The 17,691-nt window shown below is 44.0% G+C and carries 18 protein-coding genes; 15 read left to right on the top strand and 3 right to left on the bottom strand.

The features are described 5' to 3' along the window. Positions 1 to 146: 146 nt before the first annotated feature. A complete protein-coding gene (locus PGP85_RS08070; protein WP_010741639.1) occupies positions 147 to 584 on the top strand; it encodes a universal stress protein in 438 nt (145 codons plus the stop codon). 28 nt (positions 585 to 612) lie between these two features. On the opposite strand, the gene PGP85_RS08065 is transcribed toward PGP85_RS08070, so the two are convergent. Further along, the gene (locus PGP85_RS08065) at positions 613 to 933 is read right to left on the bottom strand and encodes a DUF960 family protein (RefSeq protein WP_010741640.1); all 321 of its coding nucleotides are present in this window, start codon (positions 931 to 933) and stop codon (positions 613 to 615) included. Positions 934 to 1,123: 190 nt separating this feature from the next. Between PGP85_RS08065 and PGP85_RS08060 the strand changes: the two genes are divergently transcribed. Both PGP85_RS08060 and PGP85_RS08055 read left to right on the top strand, forming a co-directional pair. Next, positions 1,124 to 2,017 (top strand): diacylglycerol/lipid kinase family protein, encoded by an 894-nt coding sequence (locus PGP85_RS08060; protein ID WP_010741641.1) that lies wholly within the window; start codon positions 1,124 to 1,126, stop codon positions 2,015 to 2,017. A 19-nt stretch (positions 2,018 to 2,036) separates the two neighbouring features. Next, positions 2,037 to 2,444: a pyridoxamine 5'-phosphate oxidase family protein gene (locus tag PGP85_RS08055; RefSeq protein WP_010741642.1), complete on the top strand. Its 408-nt coding sequence runs from the start codon at positions 2,037 to 2,039 to the stop codon at positions 2,442 to 2,444. A gap of 49 nt (positions 2,445 to 2,493) precedes the next feature. Here PGP85_RS08055 and PGP85_RS08050 read toward each other — a convergent pair whose 3' ends face one another. Continuing rightward, complete coding sequence (locus PGP85_RS08050) at positions 2,494 to 3,753, bottom strand: MFS transporter (RefSeq protein WP_010741643.1); 1,260 nt, start codon at positions 3,751 to 3,753, stop codon at positions 2,494 to 2,496. A gap of 428 nt (positions 3,754 to 4,181) precedes the next feature. Here PGP85_RS08050 and PGP85_RS08045 point away from each other — a divergent pair, with 428 nt between their 5' ends. From PGP85_RS08045 to PGP85_RS08020, 6 genes are all read left to right on the top strand, one after another. After that, entirely contained in the window at positions 4,182 to 4,748 is a 567-nt protein-coding gene (locus PGP85_RS08045) for a glycerol-3-phosphate responsive antiterminator (protein ID WP_010741644.1), read from the top strand. Between the two features lie 174 nt (positions 4,749 to 4,922). Further along, on the top strand, positions 4,923 to 5,699 hold the full coding sequence (locus PGP85_RS08040) for an SDR family oxidoreductase (protein WP_010741645.1): 777 nt from the start codon (positions 4,923 to 4,925) through the stop codon (positions 5,697 to 5,699). A gap of 65 nt (positions 5,700 to 5,764) precedes the next feature. Further along, positions 5,765 to 6,886, top strand: a complete 1,122-nt coding sequence (locus PGP85_RS08035; RefSeq protein ID WP_010741646.1) for an ABC transporter ATP-binding protein — start codon at positions 5,765 to 5,767, stop codon at positions 6,884 to 6,886. A gap of 11 nt (positions 6,887 to 6,897) precedes the next feature. Further along, positions 6,898 to 7,518, top strand: a complete 621-nt coding sequence (locus PGP85_RS08030) for an ABC transporter permease (RefSeq protein WP_010741647.1) — start codon at positions 6,898 to 6,900, stop codon at positions 7,516 to 7,518. 4 nt (positions 7,519 to 7,522) lie between these two features. Beyond that, the gene (locus PGP85_RS08025) at positions 7,523 to 8,431 is read left to right on the top strand and encodes an osmoprotectant ABC transporter substrate-binding protein (RefSeq protein WP_010741648.1); all 909 of its coding nucleotides are present in this window, start codon (positions 7,523 to 7,525) and stop codon (positions 8,429 to 8,431) included. Next, complete coding sequence (locus tag PGP85_RS08020) at positions 8,431 to 9,048, top strand: ABC transporter permease (RefSeq protein WP_010741649.1); 618 nt, start codon at positions 8,431 to 8,433, stop codon at positions 9,046 to 9,048. The genes PGP85_RS08025 and PGP85_RS08020 overlap by 1 nt, the downstream gene beginning before the upstream one ends. An 82-nt stretch (positions 9,049 to 9,130) precedes the next feature. Here PGP85_RS08020 and PGP85_RS08015 read toward each other — a convergent pair whose 3' ends face one another. After that, complete coding sequence (locus tag PGP85_RS08015) at positions 9,131 to 9,844, bottom strand: MurR/RpiR family transcriptional regulator (protein ID WP_010741650.1); 714 nt, start codon at positions 9,842 to 9,844, stop codon at positions 9,131 to 9,133. A gap of 203 nt (positions 9,845 to 10,047) precedes the next feature. On the opposite strand from PGP85_RS08015, the gene PGP85_RS08010 reads away from it, so the two are divergent. From PGP85_RS08010 to ade, 6 genes are all read left to right on the top strand, one after another. Further along, entirely contained in the window at positions 10,048 to 11,535 is a 1,488-nt protein-coding gene (locus PGP85_RS08010; RefSeq protein ID WP_010741651.1) for an FAD-binding oxidoreductase, read from the top strand. 70 nt (positions 11,536 to 11,605) lie between these two features. Then, positions 11,606 to 12,394 carry an electron transfer flavoprotein subunit beta/FixA family protein gene (locus PGP85_RS08005; RefSeq protein WP_010741652.1) on the top strand — a complete coding sequence of 263 codons (789 nt, stop codon included), beginning with the start codon at positions 11,606 to 11,608 and terminating at the stop codon, positions 12,392 to 12,394. After that, on the top strand, positions 12,394 to 13,320 hold the full coding sequence (locus PGP85_RS08000; protein ID WP_270326990.1) for an electron transfer flavoprotein subunit alpha/FixB family protein: 927 nt from the start codon (positions 12,394 to 12,396) through the stop codon (positions 13,318 to 13,320). The genes PGP85_RS08005 and PGP85_RS08000 overlap by 1 nt, the downstream gene beginning before the upstream one ends. Before the next feature lie 47 nt (positions 13,321 to 13,367). Beyond that, positions 13,368 to 14,144 (top strand): SDR family oxidoreductase, encoded by a 777-nt coding sequence (locus PGP85_RS07995; RefSeq protein WP_270326988.1) that lies wholly within the window; start codon positions 13,368 to 13,370, stop codon positions 14,142 to 14,144. Between the two features lie 119 nt (positions 14,145 to 14,263). Beyond that, positions 14,264 to 15,709, top strand: a complete 1,446-nt coding sequence (locus PGP85_RS07990; protein ID WP_010741655.1) for an FGGY-family carbohydrate kinase — start codon at positions 14,264 to 14,266, stop codon at positions 15,707 to 15,709. A 204-nt stretch (positions 15,710 to 15,913) separates the two neighbouring features. Then, entirely contained in the window at positions 15,914 to 17,653 is a 1,740-nt protein-coding gene (gene ade / locus PGP85_RS07985; protein WP_270326985.1) for an adenine deaminase, read from the top strand. Positions 17,654 to 17,691: the final 38 nt, after the last annotated feature.

Genomic DNA, 17,691 nt, shown 5'->3' with positions numbered 1-17,691 from the left:
CATCTTAATCAGAAAAGGACAATTTATCCAACCTTCCTTAAAGCAGTTTTAATGATTCCAAAATTAAAAAAACGAGGAGAAACGTTTGTTTTCATTTTTCCTGTGATTGCTGGAATGATAAACTAGGGGTGAAAGGGGCGGCAAAAATGGTTGATGAATATAAAAATATTTTAGTAGCAGTAGATGGTTCTGAACAATCCAAAAAAGCGTTTGATGAAGCGATCAATATCGCGAAGAGAAATAACGGCAAGCTGACCTTGGCAACAGTGATCGACACGGCTAGTTTTAGCGGAACGACCGGAGGAAATTCGATTCCATTGATGCAGGAAGTCCACGAAAAAGCCCAGAAAATCATCACAGAGCTGGAGCATCATCGAATCGCCGAGGAACAGGAAGTTCATTTGACTTCGCAGATCATCGCGGGAAATCCTAAGCGGGAAATCGTAGAGCTGGCCGAAAAACTTGAGATAGATTTGATCGTTATGGGAGCCACCGGTTTAGGGGCATTATCCTTGCTGCTCGTTGGTTCGACAACCGCCTATGTGGTAAATCAGGCGCCATGTAATGTCATGGTAGTAAAATAAATACACAAAAATCGTCTGACCGGTAAAGTCAGACGATTTTTTCGTCTAAAGTCATGAGTAATTCGTTCCCGTCATCATAGACATACATGACTTTAGGAAATTCCACCTCATCGTAGGCTTCGACATATGGTGCTGTGATTCCATCGGAAAAATAAGGATCATTTTGTGAATACACGACACTCAGTGTTCGAGCCATTTTGTTTTTGAAAAAGTGAAAACGTTGTGGTGAAGTAAGCGGCAAGCCCTTCATGGGACGGATAAAAATCATATGCCAAATTTCTTGCTGCATATGCTCAGGAACGACGTCAAAAGGGACATCGCTGCGGCGTGTTTTGGTTGGTTCAAACATTTTCTCAGCCCTTTCTTTGCTTTATCATAGCAGGTTTTTTTTAGAAAAAAAGCAAAAGCAATTAATTTCTAGGAATTTAGTTCGTTAAAACTGTTTTTTTAGATTAAAAATGATAAGGTGAAGGGGAAAAGAACAAGAGATTTCGCACTTGAAATCAATTTTGAACGACAAATGAATGAGGGTGAAACAGATGCGTTATGGAATTTTTTTTAATCCTAATGCTGGAGATGGCGATGCAGAAGAATTAGCCAAGAAAATGCGTGAAAAATTTGAACAAGCCGGACATTCGGCCGATTTTTTGACCGCACCTGATCCTGATCAGGCAATCGAAGAAGTCAAGAGTGCTTTGGATGATCACGACGGTATCGTAGCGATTGGCGGCGATGGTTCGCTGAATATCGTAGGGACGGCATTTGTTCAAGCAGGAAAGTCATTGCCGCTTGGAATTATCCCAGGAGGGACCATAAATAATTTCGCAAAACGGTGGCATTTGCCAATGGATGAGGAGGCCGCAATGGATGTGATCATTGCTGGTCATCAGCGCAAGGTGGGAATCGCGGCCTGCCAAGATCGACAAAAGGCGGTCATTAGCTCCTTTACTTTTGGCTCATTTGCGGATATTTCAAATGAGGTTCGTCAAAGTGAAAAACGGAAATTTGGTTTGATCGTTTATCCTTTGAAGGCGCTCAAACAAATTGGGAAAGATACTTCTTATCCTGTAGAAATTACGGCAGACGATTATCATGAGAAACTGAAAGTTTGGTTTGCCTTATCTACGACCACGCATTCGATTGGCGGAAGAGAGTATGTAGATTCAGATCTTGACGACCTGCATGTCAGCATTTTGCATAATATGCGCTTTCGGAAATTACTTCAGCTTCTCCGCTTTGTTTTTACTGGTCGGCTAAAAGATTCAGATGCAATGACTTATTTAGAGACGAGCAAGTTGGAGTTAAAACCGCTGACAGACAAAAAGATCTATTCCCGAATTGATGGGGATAAGGGTCCGGCATTACCGTTAACCGTGGAATTTCTGGCCGATTTTGTGCCGCTTTATGTACCAGAAGAAGATGAAAAAAACTAAGGATCGGAGGAGTTTAAAAATGGATAAAAACATGGAAACATTGTTGGCTAATGCCGATACATTTATGTTGATCACAATGGACAATCGCGAGTTTCCTCATGCGATCGCAGTTTCCCCGCCGCTGGAACGAAATGGCTTCTACTATTTCAAATTCTATATCAATGGTGAGGGACGTACGGCAGAAAACATTCGTCATAATCGAATCGGCAGTCTTTTTTGTTTCGACAAAGAAAAACATGAGAGTGTTTCGTTGAAAGGCTATCTATTTGTTGAAGAATTAGTTGAGTATAAGAAATTAGCTGCTCAACTGAATGAGTTTCAAAAAGGCTTGAATTACGAACACCCGGTTATCGCGATTTTTGAGACCTTAAGCGTTAAACATTACGAGAATATGCACGGCGAATTTTTAGATGTACCGGAAAAATAAAAAGAAAGTTTCGTCCCTCGAATTTAAAGGGATGAAACTTTCTTTTTGCTTAATCTATTTCAGCTGTAGCGGTACCTGAAGCTTTGGCTTTTTTGATGATCATAGTAAGAACCAATGAGAAGACGATACAGCCAATCCCCATTGCAATGGCATACATGAACATCATGTTGAAGCCGGCTTTACCAGGATTTGCGTCTAACCAGCCGCCGATCATTGTATACATGAAAACATCTGGCAAGTAGCCTAAACATGAAACGATCCCAGATACACGACCGGTCATTTCAACTGGGAAGCCAGCGTCATCAATAATCGCGAAGTATTGACTGCGTACTACGTAGATAAAGAACAATCCGAAGATAAAGTTCGCTATTACAGCGGTCAATAAGCCAGCGCCAACCGGTAAAACTAAGAAGCCGGCAAAACAAAGTGTCAGTAAAGCAGCACCGCCGATAATTACGCGAAGTCGCGAACCTAATTTATCAGCAATAATCCCGCCGATGATTCCGCCGGCCGCCTGAACTAAATAACGCATCCCGCCAAGTGTGGTTCCGCCTGCGACAGATAATCCATAAACATTGATGGCGTAAGTGTTGATGTATCCTAAAATACCGTAAATACTATAAGCGAAGAATACGATTGCGACCAATACCCAAGTACGCGGCATTTTCAAGGTCTTAAACATTCCGATAGCAACTTTTGATAGAGGCTCTGTATGAGTTTCTGCTGCAGTGTCTTCAATAACAAACCAATTTAAAATACCAATAATGATAACAGCGATCGCACATACGCGAATAGCCCAAGTTGTACCTAAAACTTCATTTGAGAAACGACTGTAAACGAATGTCATCCCGAATACCAGCAACGCGTTCAAAAGTCCGCGCAATCCTTCTTGCCAACCGAATAAACGTCCTTGTTCTGAGCTGTCGCCCAACATCCGAGTAGCTTTAATCGCGGCAGACCAGTAGGTGATGATGGTCGAAACCCCCATTAAAACGAAAATCAATCGGCTGATTTGGAAGCCCGGGAAAGTTGAAAACCAAAAGCCCAAGACACCCGTAATCAAGAATGAAAAGGTCAGCAACTTGCGAGCTGAGAATTTATCGGCAACGATCCCGCCGACAAAGTAAGAAAATGTCGCCATAGTGGCATAACCCGATGAAAGCATCCCCATTTGTGCGTTGGTCAGATCCATCGCCTTTTGGATCGGAACATAAAACGTCTCCCGAATGTAAGGAAGCTGAAAGATAATCCCAGCGCCGGCCGATAATAGCAATAATGTTCCCCATTTTTTAACTGCTTGTTTGTTCATATAACACCCTCCTGCTTGTGAATTGTTTTACAAAAAACAAAAAAGAAGCAACGCTTAAGTAAGCGTTACTTCTCTCTGGTCTCCAGCAACACCCAAAGTATAGAATTTAATGAAAGCGATGTCAACATCTTTTTAAACCTAAAATTTTTCAGAAAAATAATCTCAATGAATATTTAGCGGTAAAAAAGTAGGGAAAACCTTGATAAATCAACGAATAATTTTGACTCAGCCTTTTTTCGAGAGATTGACGTAACGTCTGTTTTCCCTTAGACTGTGGAAATACAGCAGCCGCGGAAATGATTCTTTTGAGAGATTGGCGAAATCAATTCAGGAAATAGATTTCGGATCGCACAAATTTTCATGAAAGGGCTTGTGAGATATGCTAGAATGAAAGCGTATTAAATTACTTGGTAGGGATAAGGATAAAAATGAAAAAGAAAATTATTCAAATGATGGAAGACAACCCATTGATTGCTGCCATCAATAGTAAGCGCAGTTTTGAAAAGGCCTTGACCTGCGAAAGTGATATCATCTTTGTCTTGTATGGCGATGTTTGCAGCATCGTAGACATTGTCGATCGGCTAAAGGAAGCCGGCAAGATCGTGATGGTGGATGTGGACTTGATCGATGGCTTGGCTACCAAAGAGACGGCGGTCGATTATTTGAAGCGAGCCACGCGAGCAGATGGGATCATCAGCTCGAAATCAATCTTATTAAGGGCCGCAAATGCCAGAGGATTGTTTACGGTTCATCGCTTCTTCCTAATTGACTCAAAATCGTATCATAATTTACCGAAGCAATTAGGGACGTCAAAGGCGGATGTCGTGGAGGTCTTACCTGGTGCGATGCCAAAGGTTTTATCATGGGTACAAGATGTCGTGGATGTACCAATCATCGCCAGCGGACTCGTTTGTGACAAGGAGCTGGTAATGACGGCATTGCAGGCAGGAGCAGTAGCCATTTCAACAACCAACATGGATGTTTGGGAAATATAAAAAATTAAAACGGTCGTTGTTGCTAAGAGGACAGAGAAAAGCGGACACCAGCTTATTTGGTGTTCGCTTTTTTGTTTTGGATTTATCTATGTATGGCCTAACGAACACGTTGCATCAGTAACGGATTGAACGAGTTTGCGCAGCCTTTATCACACACTAACAGGGGGAAGATAAATGGAAATCACAGAATTCGGTATGGATTTTTTTTCATTGGAGGGAAAAGTCGCCATCGTGACTGGGGGGAATACCGGTATTGGGCGGGCCTTTTCATTGGCATTGGCAAAAAGCGGAGCAAATATCCTTGTTCCCAGCTTGATCGATGATGACGGTACCACGCAAAAAATTATTGAGGAGACTGGCTCATGCTATGTCTTCATGGAAGTGGATTTGACCGAAGAGGGCGTTCCCCAACAGGTGGTGGAGCATTGTGTGGAGGTTTTCGGCACCGTTGACGTGCTGATTAATTGTGCCGGGCTGTATCTTGCAGCCGATGTGCGCCAGTTCGACCGCTCAAAATGGGACCCGATGATCCAGCTGAATCTGACCGCGGCTTTTGAGATGGCTCATGAGGCAGCCAAAGTAATGATTCTGCAAAAGAGCGGCAAGATTATCAATATCTGCTCCTTGTTTTCATACTTAGGCGGCCAGCAATCTCCGGCAAATGCCGCAGCGAAGCATGGATTGGTCGGGTTGACCAAGGCATATTGCGACGAATTAGCCCAATACAATATTCAAGTGAATGGAATCGCGCCAGGGTATTTAGCTACGGATATGACTAAGAAGGATCGCGAAGACCCTGAGATCAACCAGCAAGTCTTGGCACACGTCCCCGCCAATTATTGGGGAGAGCCAGCGGATTTGATGGGGGCGATTATTTATTTAGCGAGTCCCGCTTCAAATTTTGTTAACGGACATATTTTACCAGTGGACGGCGGCTATTTAGTCCGCTAGCGACTGTTTGTTGCGGCAAGCTTTTTTGCCGCGACGTATTACATAATGGATGGAGGAATCATTTTATGATCGAGTTTGAACAGGTAGAGAAAAGGTATGGCGAAGAGGCAATCGCAGTCCACCCATTTGATTTGACGATTGAAGATAATCAATTTATTTGTGTCATCGGTACCAGCGGGAGCGGGAAAACCACGCTGGTGCGGATGATCAATCGAATGATCGAACCCTCAAAGGGGATTATTAAGATCAATGGGCAAGATGTCACCAAATTGAACGAAGACGAGCTGCGGCGAAAAATCGGCTATGTGATTCAGAACATCGGCTTATTTCCTCATATGACCATTCGGGATAATATTATGATCGTTCCGAAGCTTTTGAAATGGAGCGAAGAAAAGAAGGCGGGAATTGCGGAGCGCTTGATTCAACGGGTAGATTTGCCGTTAGAATTTTTGGAACGCAAACCGAAAAATCTTTCCGGCGGACAGCAGCAGCGGATCGGAGTAATCCGCGCATTAGCCGCCAGCCAAGATATTATTTTAATGGATGAACCCTTTGGCGCCTTAGATCCAATTACGCGGGATGCCTTGCAGGAGATGATCAAAGGTCTGCAGCAGGAAATGAAAAAGACGATTGTTTTTGTGACTCATGATATGGATGAGGCGATCAAGCTGGCTGATAAAATCATCATCATGGATCATGGTGAACTCGTTCAATATGACGAGGTTGAAACGATCCTTGAACATCCGGCGAATGATTTCGTGGAAGAATTGATTGGGAAGCGCAAGCGCAACAGTTATTACAACAATGAAATGACCGTGGCCGATTTGATGGTGAAGCGGGTCGAGGCTATTTCGATCAGCAAGTCGATCACCGATGCGATTCGTCAAATGTCCGAAAAGAAGGTGGACACGCTGCTAGTGGTGGACGATCAGCGCTGCTTAAAAGGCTTTGTCGATATCAACTTTATTGAACGAAATATTTCTAAACTAAAGCCGGCTTCGTCGGTTTTCGAGGTCATGGGAAAAGATACGGCCAGCGTTAATCAAAATGACCGTGTGGCCGATGTGATCGAGCCGCTAATCAACCATACCTTTAAATATTTGCCGGTAGTGGATGATGAGGACCATCTTGTCGGGATCGTGACCCGATCGTCCTTGGTGTCGCTTGTACAGGAACAGTTGCAATAGGAGGTGATGACATGAGTTTTTGGTCCGAATACGGAAGTGAAATAGTATTAAAATTTTGGGAACATTTTTATTTATCCTTTTTAGCGATTTTTTTAGGAATTCTAGTGGCGGTTCCTTTAGGCGCGTGGCTGACCCGTGTGAAAAAAGGGTCTGAGACAGTCATCAAAGTGGTCGGTGTGTTTCAAACAATTCCTTCGCTGGCGCTGCTTTCCATCATGATTCCTTTTTTCGGGATCGGTAAGATTCCAGCGGTCATCGCCTTGTTCTTATACTCATTATTGCCAATTTTGCGCAACACTTATGTCGGTATCAAATCGGTGGATGCGACCTATTTGGATGCCGCAAAGGGTATGGGAATGTCGCAAATGCAGCGTTTATTGCAAATCGAATTGCCTTTAGCAATGGGCGTTATCATGGCGGGCATTCGGGTATCGACGGTCTATGTTATCTCTTGGACGACTTTGGCCGCTTATATCGGTGCCGGCGGTTTGGGCGACTATATTTTCAATGGATTGAACCTTTATCGGATGGACCTGGTGCTGATGGGGACGATCCCAATTACGCTGCTGGCGTTGATTTCTGACGCGCTTTTGAAACGCTCTGAACAAAAATTAACGATGGATCGAGGGTGAGTCGATGAAAAAGCGAAATGTACTTTTAGCGGCGATGATCCTGTTGTTCGGCAGCTTTATTGTGCGGAATTTTACCGCCAAAGACGATACGATCACGGTAGCCGGAGGAGTCACTTCGGAATCGCAGATCTTGGGAAATCTCGTAGTCGAACTGCTCCAGCATTCGACGGATAAAAACATTGTCTATCTGAATAATTTAGGTTCGGCGAATTTGATGCATGAAGCGATGGTTCGCGGCGATTTGGATATTGCTCCGACTCGTTATACCGGAACCGATTTGATCGGTACGCTAGGACTGCCGACGGAAAAAGATCCGGATAAGGCCTTAAAAATCGTTCAGCGGGAGTTTGATAAACGGTTTGGTTTTGATTGGTTCCCTAGCTATGGTTTTTCGAACCAATTTACCTTTATGGTGACACAGGAAACGGCCAAAAAATATGATTTGAAAAAGGTTAGCGATCTGCAGAAATGTGCGGGAAAAATGCGTTTGGGTTCGGATCAAACGTGGTACAAGCGGGAAGGCGACGGCTATAAGGGCTACACTGAAGCGTATAAAACCAAGTTTCAGCGAGTCTATCCAATGCAGGTCGGGCTGCTGTATGATGCCTTGGTCGCTGAGGAGCTGGATGTGATCCTAGGCTATTCAACCGATGGCCGGGTCGGCAGTTATGATTTGGTCATGCTGGAAGACGATTTAAAATTCTTCCCGCCGTATACTGCCAGTGTCGTTGTTTCGGGAGAGACGCTGAAAAAATACCCCGAGCTAAAGCCGATCTTATTGAAACTGCAAAATACGATTGATACGGAAACCATGCAGCGTTTGAATTACGAATCAGATAATGAGCTGCTGGAGCCAAAGATTATTGCGCGCCGTTTTTTAGAGAAGCATAACTTTTTTGAGGAGGGAAGCTGATGTTTGATAATCTTGTTCAATACCTAAGTGAAAACTCTTCTTACCTGATCACACAATTCGGAGTTCATGTGTATATCTCGGTGATTGGTGTCGTGTTGACCTTCTTGATCGGTTTTCCTTTAGGGATTCTTTTATCGGAGCGGCCAAAGCTTTCGGATATCGTGATCGGGATCATCAATGTGATCCAAACCATTCCCTCGATTGCGATGTTGACCGTTCTTTTGATTTTGATGGGGCTAGGGCAGAATACGGTCGTGGCTACCGTTGTCTTGTATTCGCTGCTGCCGATCGTGAAAAACACCTATGTTGGCTTAGTCAATGTGGACCCGATGTACGTGGATAGTGCCAAAGGAATCGGCATGAATCGTTATCAAATTTTATATATGATCAAGATTCCGTTGGCGATGCCGGTGATTTTAGCCGGCGTTCGAAATGCTTTGGTGATTTCTGTCGGGATCACAACGATCGGCTCATTTGTGGGAGCCGGCGGGGTCGGGGATGTGATCTTACGCGGGATCGCGATCACGGATGGCGGACCAATCATTATCGTAGGGGCCGTTTTGTGCGCCTTTATCGCTATGATGATGGACTGGCTGTTTGATTGGATCATGAAATAAGCGGGTCTGTTCAACGTGAAAGTCGCTTGCTGAGAACAAGCAGCGACCAGCAAATGAATCACAAAAAAATGACCTTCGCGAATTATTCGCGAGGGTCATTTTTTGTCAGCTTGCGGATGACTTCTTCGATGTACATCAACAAGATCGTTCGGGTCTTTTCGTGGGATTTCAAGTGTTCCTCTTGGTGAGACTTGGTTAAGAAGATGATCTCACTGGCATCGAGGGACAAGTCGGTATTCATTTCCTCCATGACCAATAATGATTTGGCATGGTGTTTTTTGGCTTCTTCGAATAAAGGATCGAAATTCGCGAATTTTCCCGCGACGGAAAAAATCAGCAGCAGCGAGTCATCCGTCAACAAATCAGGAATCAAGGAAGGCTGACTTACACGAATGACATTTTTGTTCAAGGTGAAGTTCAGCTTATATTCAAAATATTCCATACAGAAGTTTGTTGGGCCGTACCCAAACAATAAGATTTTTTCTGATTGCTGGATCAAATCGGCCAGATAATCAACGGAGGATGCATCGAAGTTTTCCATGAAGTCTTGAATACGGGCAAATTCACTATTTAATTTTTTTTGTTTGACTAATTCCTTCCCGGCTAAGAAGCGCGAATATTCCTTATAGCCTGAGAAGCCCATTTTTTTAACCAGCTTAGAGATCTTTGAAGGAGAAACGTCTGCTAGTTTCGCGGCTTCGGTGATTGTCATCTGCGGCTGGTCTTGGCTGGCCGTCATCAAACAGCGATGAATCTCTATTTCCAGATCATTTAACCGATCCAATTGAATCTTCATTGCGGTGCCTCCTTTATGATACATCAAGAATAGCATAGCAAAAGACAAAAAAGCAAATAAAAAGTGGAAAATTTTCCAAACAGTTCAATAAAGTTGAAAAAAAGTAGAAAATCTAATTAAATTTTAATGTAAAATGAATTTCAGCACTTTATACTGAACTCAGGAAAAGCGCTTTCGAAAAAAAGATGAATGGAGCTAATTGAATGAATTCTGAAACATTGGTGAAAGAAGCAATCATTAAAGACGTAAAGAACATCGTTTCTGAAGAGCAGGTCGTTACGGATCGCGAAACATTGTATGATGCGTCCTCTGACCGCTATCGTAAATACATGAAAGCAAAAGGAGTATTAGACAATCCGCTGCCGACTGCAGTCGTTTATCCTAATAATCCAGAAGAAGTGAAAGAGCTTTTGATGTATTGCAACGAAAATGATATCAACGTCATTCCCCGCAGTGGACAAACTGCAACAGAAGGCGGCTTGGAAAACTGGAAAGATCTAGCATTAGTGATCGATGGATCGCATATGAACAAAATTTTGAAGATCGATCCTTATAACATGCAAGCGACTGTTCAAGCAGGTGTGCCGTTGCAAGCATTAGAAGATGAATTAAGAAAAATCGGCTACACTACCGGACATTCGCCGCAATCAAAACCAATCGCGCAATACGGCGGATTAGTGGCAACACGCTCAATCGGACAATTTTCTACCTTATACGGCGGAATCGAAGATATGGTCGTAGGGCTTGAATGTGTCTTCCCGAATGGGCATATCTCGCGTATCAAAAATATTTCTCGTCGTGCTGGCGGCCCAGACATTCGCCACATCGTTATCGGAAATGAAGGAACGTTGTGCTATATCACGGAAGTAACAGTGAAAATCTTTAAACATTATCCAGACAACAATAAATTCTACGGCTACCTAGTGAACGATGTAGAAGATGGAGTGAAGGTCCTTCGCGAAGTGATGGTCAACGGATATCGTCCATCTGTTGCTCGGACGTACTCGCCGGAAGATGCGCGTCAGCACTTCTATCATTTCTACGAAGACAAATGCGTCTTGATTTTCATGGCTGAAGGCCCAGAAGGTATTGTTGAAGCGACTGGTAAGGGAATCGAAGAAGCGGTTGAGAAATTCAAAGACGGTATCGTGAAGCAAGTGGATTCTCAATTGATCGAAAACTGGTTCAACCAATTGAACTGGACACAACAAACGATTGATGATGAAGTTCAGGGCATGATCGATAACGACAAACATGATGGCTACACTACCGAAGTATCAGCGGATTGGGAAACAATCACTAAGATTTACAACAACGTAATCGACAGAATTCGCAACGAGTTCCCGCGTGCTGATGATTTGACGATGCTGGGCGGACATTCTTCACACAGCTATCTAAACGGTACAAACATGTACTTCGTTTATAACTATGACATCAACTGTGAACCAGAAGATGAAATGAAGATCTATCACCATCCGATCCAAGCGATCATCGTAGAAGAAACGCTGAAATTAGGCGGCTCAATGTGTCACCATCACGGTATCGGCAAGTATCGTAACGAATGGACAAAAGAAGAGCATCAATCTGCGTACTATATGTTAGAAAGCCTGAAAGAAGTTTTCGATCCGAAGGGTGTCATGAGTTTCGGAAATATTTATCCCGTTCAAGAAGGCTTGAAGTATCAAAAATAAAACAGGATTCATTCGAGGGCGAGTCTTCGCCCTTGAATGAGAATGGAATTTGCGAGATAGGAGGGGAATCATGAAAATCATTTGTTTAGTCAAATTTGTACCGGATACGGAAAAGTTTGTCTACGATTACGAGACGGATAAAATCGACCGAGATATGTCCCGGCTTATTCTAAATCCAGATGATAAGAATGCTTTGGCTTTTGCGATGATGCAGAAAAAAAAGGACCCTGCTATTTACGTAGAGGTCGTTACTATGGGACCCATGAAGCTGGAAGAACCGATGAAGGACTTTGTACGATTAGGTGCCGATCAGGCGGTTTTGATCAGTGATCGTCAGTTCGCCGGCAGTGATTCACTGGTAACGAGCCGGATCATCTCTAGTTATTTGGCTTCAAAGGACTATGATCTATTGCTCACCGGCACACATACGTTAGATGGCGGAACGGGGCATGTTGGTCCGCAGATTGCAGAAATCATGGGGATCAACCAATTTTCTAATATCGTGGCCATCAAAGAAGCAACGGAAGAATTTTCGATCGTGGAAGCCTTGCAGGAGGAAAAAACGTATCGCTTGAAAATTCAAAATCCGAGTGTGTTGAGTGTGACGCATCAAATGAATTTGCGTTTAGGATTTGTAAGATATGAAAATATCGGGAGAAATGTGGATGACCAATTTTCACTGGTGAGCAACGAAACGTTGAAGTTGCCGGCAGAAAAAATTGGCGGCAAGGGTTCACCAACTAAGGTGAGAAAAAATGTGGTTGTTAAAAGAGAGCAAGTGGCGCATAAAGTGGTAAAAGTCGACGACGAGGGTATTGAAGAAGTCGTTCATTTTCTAAAGGAAAAGGGGTACTTATAATGTTTAAAGGACTCATTCTGATAGATAACGATCAGGTCGACTATTCATTGGCTTTGGTTGATGTAGTGAATCGCCTAGCTGGTGAAGAAGAAACGTTTGTTTATGGTTTAGGAATCAATTTGCCTGAAAAAGTAAAGGGACTGGATGCAGTGATCCAGGTCAATGCACCGACGATCCAGCCAAAGGACAGTCGACTAACGACCGATATCATTGAACAGGTTCATAGGAAGTATCAGTTTGACAGCATCATCATTCTAGCGACGGAATTTGGGCGAATGGTGGCTCCTCGCTTGGCAATGCGGCTTGAGGTAGGATTAGTGGCTGATATTACGGATATCCAAGTTGATAAGCGCGGAAAAAAATTGATTCGACCGGCTTTTTCAGGCAATATCATGGCAAGTATCGTGTGTGAATCGACACCGATCATGGCAAGTGTGCATCCGAATGTTTTTCAGACGGCGGACTTGACCAAAGAACCAGAAGTGATTGATTTTATCCCGACCGATTTGAAAGCGTCATCAATCGAGGTGTTAGAGGTGGTTGAGAGCGCAGAAAGCACTGTGGATATTCGCGAGGCGGATGTGATTGTTTCGGCAGGCGGCGGATTTACGCAACCGATCGATCAATTGCAGGATTTGGCAGATGAGCTGACGGGTGTCGTAGCGGCATCAAAGCAGCTCGTGGATCGGAAAAAGGCGCCGCGAGAAATTCAGGTGGGGCAATCGGGTAAAACAGTCAGTCCGGATCTCTATATAGCGTTAGGTATTTACGGCTCGACGCAGCATATCGAAGGGTTAAAAAATGTGAAGGAAATTATTTCGGTGAATACCGATCTTGGGGCACCGATGAATTATTTAGCCAGTCTCGTCGTTCATGGCGATGCGGCCGAATTTGCAAGGAAACTGAGTACCAAACTTAAGGGATAACCCCAAGCGGGTGAAAAAACAAAATAAAAGGAAAAGAAGGTAAAAAAATGGAAATCAAAGACTTTAAGATGGACATGTTTCACATCAAAGGAAAAAACGCGATCGTAACAGGCGGAAACACTGGATTAGGACAAGCATTCTCATTGGCATTAGCTGAAGCTGGCGCAAATATCTTTATGCCATCAATCATGCCGGATGATCCAGAATTTAACGCGGTTCTAGCAGAACGCGGCGCGAAAACAGCATATATGGAAGCCGATATTACGAAAGACGGTGTCTGCCAAGAAGTAATTGAAAAATGTGTCGCTGAATTTGGCTCCGTTGATATTTTAGTAAACTGTGCTGGGATTTGCCCATGTGACGACGTAGTAAGCTACGGCCGCGACAAATGGGACCCAACGATCAATATCAACTTAACGGCAGCCTTTGATATGAGTCATGAAGCAGCAAAAGTTATGATTCCGCAAAAGAGCGGAAAAATCATCAACATCTGTTCAATGTTCTCTTTCTTAGGCGGACAATGGGCACCCGCTTATGCAGCCTCTAAACATGGTTTAGCTGGCTTAACCAAAGCGTATTGTGACGAATTAGCGCAATACAATATCCAAGTAAACGGTATCGCACCGGGCTATTTCCAAACCCATGCGGCGAAGGCTTCGATTGAAGATCCTGAACGCAGCAAATGGATCGTGAACCACACACCAGAAGGGCGTTGGGGTGACGTTGCTGACTTGATGGGTGCGACTGCATTCTTAGCTTCTGAGGCTTCACATTTCGTTAATGGCCACATTCTAGCAGTCGATGGCGGATTCTTAGTACGATAGTCTATCCAAAAGACTGAGAACCTTTCTTCTCAGTCTTTTTGTACTTTTTAGGGTTCGCGAAAAGGACCGATGCAAGGATCTATTATATAGAAGAAAAATTTCAATTGAAGGAGAGCCGTATGGAGAAAAAATATATTGTTGGGATTGATGGCGGGAGTCAAAGCACGAAGATCGTCATTTTCGATTTGGAAGGAAATATCGTAGGTGAGGGCAAAGAAGCGTTGCGTCCGATGCACTTAGGCGAAGACGTCGTTGTTGAACATCCGGGCGATGACCTGTGGGATGCGTTATGTGTCGCAGCGAATAAAGCGATGGATGAATTCGGCGTACGAAAAGAAAATATTGTCGGCATCGGATTAGGATTTATTCGCTGCTGCCGCGTACTATTGAAAAAAGACGGCACCTTGGCGCAGCCGGTAATCAGCTGGATGGATAAACGGACCTCTACGCCCTATGTCCATGATAATCCCGATGTTCAATATGTAACATCAACAAGCGGGTATATTACGCATCGTTTGACTGGCGAGTTCAAAGATAATATTGGTAATAACTTTGGTCAATGGCCGGTTGATTATGAAACATGGGACTGGTCAACCAATGATGAAGTACTGAAGCAATACAACCTACCGGAGGATATGCTTTTTGAAGCCGTGAAACCCGGCGACAAATTGGGTGAGGTGACTAAAGAAGCCAGCGAGAAAACAGGCTTGCCAGCAGGGTTGCCAGTTTTTGCGACAACAAGCGATAAAGCAGTGGAAGCGTTAGGTGCCGGATTGATCCAAAATACGAGTGCAGTCGTTTCTTTAGGAACCTATATTTGCAGTATGATGATGGGCAAGGAGATGCCGCCAAGCGACGCGGTTAATTACTGGGGAATTCTATCATCAATGCCGAACCGCTATATTTATGAAGGCTACGGCATTCGCCGCGGAATGTGGACAGTGTCTTGGTTCAAGGATCTTTTAGGCGAAAAAATCAGCATTCGTTCGAACTATCAAGGCATCAGCGAAGAGGAATATTTGAATGAACAAGCAGCGAATATTCCCGCCGGAAGCGACGGTTTAATGACAAAATTAGACTGGTTAGCGAATCCATGGGAACCCTTCAAACGCGGCGTGATGATCGGCTTTAATGCCCATCACGATTATCGCTATTTATACCGTTCGATTTTAGAAGGTATCGCCTATACAATGAAAAACAATGTCACAAACATGACGGACGAAATGGGTCATCCGATCGATGAAGTAATCGTGACTGGCGGCGGATCAAATAGTGATCTATTGATGCAGATTTTTGCGGATATCTTTAATTTGCCGATCAAACGAAATGTAGTCAACGGCAGCGCCAGTGTTGGTGCGGCGATTAACGCGGCAGTTGGCTTGGGCATTTATGAGAGTTATGAAGAAGCTGTTGAAAAAATGGTTAAGGTGAAGGATGTCTTCACACCGAAACCGGAAAACGTTGCGATCTACAAACGCTTGAATGAAGAAGTTTATCAAACCTTGACGAATTATACCGATGAAGTATTGAAGAAGAGCTATGAGGTGCTGCATCCAGAAGGATAACCAGCGTTAAGACTGATTCTGTTTTTAAATGAAATAAATCCATGAGCGGGTCTTCAAATGTTAGAGCAAAAAGCTAATGTTTGGAGATCGGCTTTTTTTGAACTCTTTTTTTAGAATCATTTTAGTGATTATGAGTAATTTATGAGTGAATCGCGGGTGCAACCCTGCTATAATAGAAAAAATATTTAAAAAGGGGCGAAGGAAGTGACAAAAGAGACATTAAAGCGATTGATCGATGCGGCGGCAGGACGTGTTCCGGCTGATTTAGTTCTAAAAAATGCGCAGGTGGTCGACGTTTATCAAGCAGAGATCATGCAAGGCGATGTGGCGATCATCGATGGAAAGATTGCCGGTGTTGGTAAAGATTATCAAGGAAAAGAAACGATCGATCTAAAAGGAAAATTTGTTGCTCCAGGATTTATTGATCCCCATATCCACGTGGAATCGTCTTATGTGACCCCAGAAGAGTTTGGCCGATTGCTAGTTCCTCATGGAACGACAACCGTGCTGGCTGATCCCCATGAGATCGTGAACGTACTTGGCTTGCAGGGCTTGGATTATATGGTGGAGGCGGCCAAGGAAACAGCCTTGGACATTCGCTACATGATGCCTTCTTGTGTGCCCGCGACCAGCATGGAGAATGCTGGAGCAGTCGTAGAAGCAGCAGATATGATTCCGTCGTTTGAAAAAAATCAGGTCGACGGATTAGCCGAATTTATGAATTTTCCCGGCGTGATCAATGCTCAGGATGAGGTGCTGGATAAACTAGTAGCCGCCAAAGAGCGGAATCTACGAATTGATGGGCATTCGCCAATGGTCTTTGAAAAAGATTTGAACGCTTACGCAGCAGCGGGCATTGCGAATGACCATGAATGTTCGACGGTCCAAGAATTAAAGGATCGGATTGCTCGCGGCATGTATGTCTTTTTACGTGAAGGATCAGTTACGCAAAACTTGCGGACCCTCCTAAAAGGTGTGACCGATAATAACTATCAGCGATGCGTGTTATCAGCGGATGATTTGCAGGCAAAAACGATGCTGGAAAAGGGACACTTGGATAACAGCATTCGAGTTTGTATCGAGGAGGGCGTTTCGCCGATTCGAGCGATCCAACTGGCTACGATTAACGCTGCGCAATGCTGTCAATTGACTGACCGCGGCGCGATCGCTCCAGGGTTAAGAGCAGATCTAGTCATCTTCTCTGATTTGGCACAGCCAGAAGTCGAAGCGACTTATATCGCCGGAAAATTGATTGCTGAGGCTGGAAACTATCTGCCAGCAATCAAACGAATTTCAACGGAAAACGTTCAATCCAGCGTGCATATCGATAATTTCCGTAAAGAGCAATTAACGCTGACCTTAAACAGCAGCAGAGCCCGTGCGATCGAAGTGATTCCGCAAGAAGCGTTGACCAATGAAGCAATCGTTTCTGTTCAGCGAGATATCAACGATCAGTTTGTCTTTGATCCGCAGCAGGACGTGACTAAAATCGCCGTCGTTGAACGGCATCACAATACTGGAAATGTGTTTATTGGGTTATTGAAGGATTACGGCTTGAAGAAAGGCGCGATCGGCTTATCGATCGCCCATGATTCACATAATCTGATCGTAACAGGAACGAATGATGAGGACATGGCCGCAGCTGTGCAAGCGTTAAAGGAACAAGAAGGCGGCGTGGTTTTGGTTGAGGCAGGAGAAGTCATCGGTAGTATGGCCTTGCCAATCGCGGGCTTGATGAGCGACCTTTCAGGCGAAGCGGTAGCGGAACAAGAGGCGGAGATCAATCGTTTGGCTCATGAAACATTAGGTGTCTCGGAAAAAGTTGATCCGATCATGACGTTAGGCTTTATGTCGTTAGCGGTCATTCCCAATTTGAAAATCACGGATATCGGTCTGGTAGACGTAACGAAATTTGAAGTCGTTCCAGTATCGGTGGAAGAATAAGAAAAAGTTAGGTAAAAGATCCTCGAAAGAATCTTTTG

Source organism: Enterococcus malodoratus, from assembly GCF_027659535.1.
Lineage (GTDB): Bacteria > Bacillota > Bacilli > Lactobacillales > Enterococcaceae > Enterococcus_A > Enterococcus_A malodoratus.
This window is presented reverse-complemented; position numbering and strand designations above follow the sequence as displayed.

Bases quoted from the DNA above. Each gene is read 5' to 3' on its own strand.
- PGP85_RS08000 (WP_270326990.1), top strand. From the start codon at position 12,394: ATGTTTAAAGGACTCATTCTGATAGATAACGATCAGGTCGACTATTCA.
- PGP85_RS07995 (WP_270326988.1), top strand. From the start codon at position 13,368: ATGGAAATCAAAGACTTTAAGATGGACATGTTTCACATCAAAGGAAAA.
- PGP85_RS08070 (WP_010741639.1), top strand. From the start codon at position 147: ATGGTTGATGAATATAAAAATATTTTAGTAGCAGTAGATGGTTCTGAA.
- PGP85_RS08040 (WP_010741645.1), top strand. From the start codon at position 4,923: ATGGAAATCACAGAATTCGGTATGGATTTTTTTTCATTGGAGGGAAAA.
- PGP85_RS08020 (WP_010741649.1), top strand. From the start codon at position 8,431: ATGTTTGATAATCTTGTTCAATACCTAAGTGAAAACTCTTCTTACCTG.
- PGP85_RS08005 (WP_010741652.1), top strand. From the start codon at position 11,606: ATGAAAATCATTTGTTTAGTCAAATTTGTACCGGATACGGAAAAGTTT.
- PGP85_RS08060 (WP_010741641.1), top strand. From the start codon at position 1,124: ATGCGTTATGGAATTTTTTTTAATCCTAATGCTGGAGATGGCGATGCA.
- PGP85_RS08010 (WP_010741651.1), top strand. From the start codon at position 10,048: ATGAATTCTGAAACATTGGTGAAAGAAGCAATCATTAAAGACGTAAAG.
- PGP85_RS08015 (WP_010741650.1), bottom strand. From the start codon at position 9,844: ATGAAGATTCAATTGGATCGGTTAAATGATCTGGAAATAGAGATTCAT.
- PGP85_RS08055 (WP_010741642.1), top strand. From the start codon at position 2,037: ATGGATAAAAACATGGAAACATTGTTGGCTAATGCCGATACATTTATG.
- PGP85_RS08045 (WP_010741644.1), top strand. From the start codon at position 4,182: ATGAAAAAGAAAATTATTCAAATGATGGAAGACAACCCATTGATTGCT.
- PGP85_RS08030 (WP_010741647.1), top strand. From the start codon at position 6,898: ATGAGTTTTTGGTCCGAATACGGAAGTGAAATAGTATTAAAATTTTGG.
- PGP85_RS07990 (WP_010741655.1), top strand. From the start codon at position 14,264: ATGGAGAAAAAATATATTGTTGGGATTGATGGCGGGAGTCAAAGCACG.
- PGP85_RS08035 (WP_010741646.1), top strand. From the start codon at position 5,765: ATGATCGAGTTTGAACAGGTAGAGAAAAGGTATGGCGAAGAGGCAATC.
- PGP85_RS08025 (WP_010741648.1), top strand. From the start codon at position 7,523: ATGAAAAAGCGAAATGTACTTTTAGCGGCGATGATCCTGTTGTTCGGC.
- PGP85_RS08050 (WP_010741643.1), bottom strand. From the start codon at position 3,753: ATGAACAAACAAGCAGTTAAAAAATGGGGAACATTATTGCTATTATCG.
- PGP85_RS08065 (WP_010741640.1), bottom strand. From the start codon at position 933: ATGTTTGAACCAACCAAAACACGCCGCAGCGATGTCCCTTTTGACGTC.